The sequence below is a fragment of the Arthrobacter sp. UYEF20 genome (assembly GCF_040546335.1).
In the GTDB taxonomy this organism is placed as follows: domain Bacteria; phylum Actinomycetota; class Actinomycetes; order Actinomycetales; family Micrococcaceae; genus Arthrobacter.
Genome location: NZ_JBEPNP010000064.1, coordinates 1 through 1,549 on the forward strand (window position 1 = coordinate 1; position 1,549 = coordinate 1,549).

Genomic DNA, 1,549 nt, shown 5'->3' on the forward strand with positions numbered 1-1,549 from the left:
TTCAAGCAACAGGAAACCTCCTACGCCTCCGCGATTTCCCTAGTCTTCTTCGCGCTGGTACTCATCATCTCCGCAGTACAGCGCTACCTCACCCGAGAGAAGTCCTGACATGGCCACCACTTTAAGCGCAGCCGGCACGCGTGCCCGATCCCGTTCAACCTCCGAGAGTTCAACCGTCCAGAGACCGCGGCGGTTCCGCGGCGTCACCGGCTGGATCGTGAGAATTCTTCTCGGCGTCATCTTTGCCTTCCCGCTGCTGTTCATGTTCGTGTCCTCACTGAAGCCGGACCAGCAGATCTTCGGTGACCTGTCCTCCATCGCCGCATTCCTGCCGGTAGGGAACCTCTCATTGGATAACTACGGCGCCGTCTTCGACCGGGTACCCGCGGCCCGGTTCCTGATTAACTCCATCGGCATTTCGGCCGTGACGGTCATTCTGGGTGTCCTGATCAACAGCCTCGCGGCATTCGCCCTGTCACGGATGCGGGTCCGCGGTAAGGGAATCATCCTGACTCTCATCATCGCCACCCTGATAGTGCCCTTCGAAACACTTGCCCTGCCGCTGGTCTGGTGGGTCAACCAGCTGCCCTGGCTGGACATCAATGGGTTCTCGCTGTCACTGACCACCGGATGGCTTGACACCTACCATGTGCAGATCATCCCGTTCGTGGCCAACGCCTTTTCCATCTACCTGTTCCACCAGTACTTCGAATCGATCCCTAATGAACTGGACGAAGCGGCCCGGGTGGACGGGGCCGGCTGGTTCAAGATCTACCGTCAAATTGTCATGCCACTGTCCGGGCCAGCCATCGCCACGGTTTCCATTCTGACCTTCCTCCCGGCTTGGAACTCCTACCTCTGGCCGCTCATGGTCGTCCAGAGCGAGGAACTACGCCCGGTCATGATCGGGGTGCAGTACTTCTTCCAGCTCAATGTCTCCTGGGGCGAGGTCATGGCCTACTCCTCGATGATCACCCTGCCGGTCGTCGCCCTCTTCATCGCGTTCCAACGCTCTTTTGTGAACAGCATCGCCTCCAGCGGAGTCAAAGGCTGACCACGGCTACCCCTCAAGCCCAGGAATTTGCTGCACCACACAGCCTGGACAGGGCCGGGGCCAGCACGCACGGCACCTCTGTACTGCCTTGAGACGTTCGGGCTGGGCGCCTCGCCCGGACATGTCCCACAGAACCGCCAAACGGAGCTGTGGAAAAGCCGGCATTCGACCCGTGGACAAGCCGCCATCCCACCCGGCAGGAGACAACCGGGGCCCCTCGTCGAAACCCTGCAGAAAGATGCCAGCGCTCTGCTGACCAACCCGCGGCCGGCACCGGCAATGGTGAAGGCCTGCGACCGCGGCACGAAAACTCATAACCCAGGCAACGCAAACGTCGTTCCCACTTAGGGGACGCCCCAGCACAGAACAGAAGCGAGATTCAGACCCATGACTGCCGTGACCGCCACGACGGCCGATGCTTTCCGGCCCGCCCTGCACTACGCACCCCGGAATACCTGGCTCAACGACCCCAACGGCCTGATTTTCCATGAGGGC

The 1,549-nt window shown here is 60.9% G+C and carries 1 protein-coding gene; it reads left to right on the forward strand.

Annotated elements, in window-relative coordinates:
* The first annotated feature begins 262 nt into the window (after positions 1–262).
* Complete coding sequence (locus ABIB26_RS23650) at positions 263–1,054, forward strand: carbohydrate ABC transporter permease (protein ID WP_354248642.1); 792 nt, start codon at positions 263–265, stop codon at positions 1,052–1,054.
* Positions 1,055–1,549 lie beyond the last annotated feature (495 nt).

Excerpts from the sequence above, each read along its gene's own strand:
- ABIB26_RS23650 (WP_354248642.1), top strand. The coding sequence starts at position 263 with ATGTTCGTGTCCTCACTGAAGCCGGACCAGCAGATCTTCGGTGACCTG.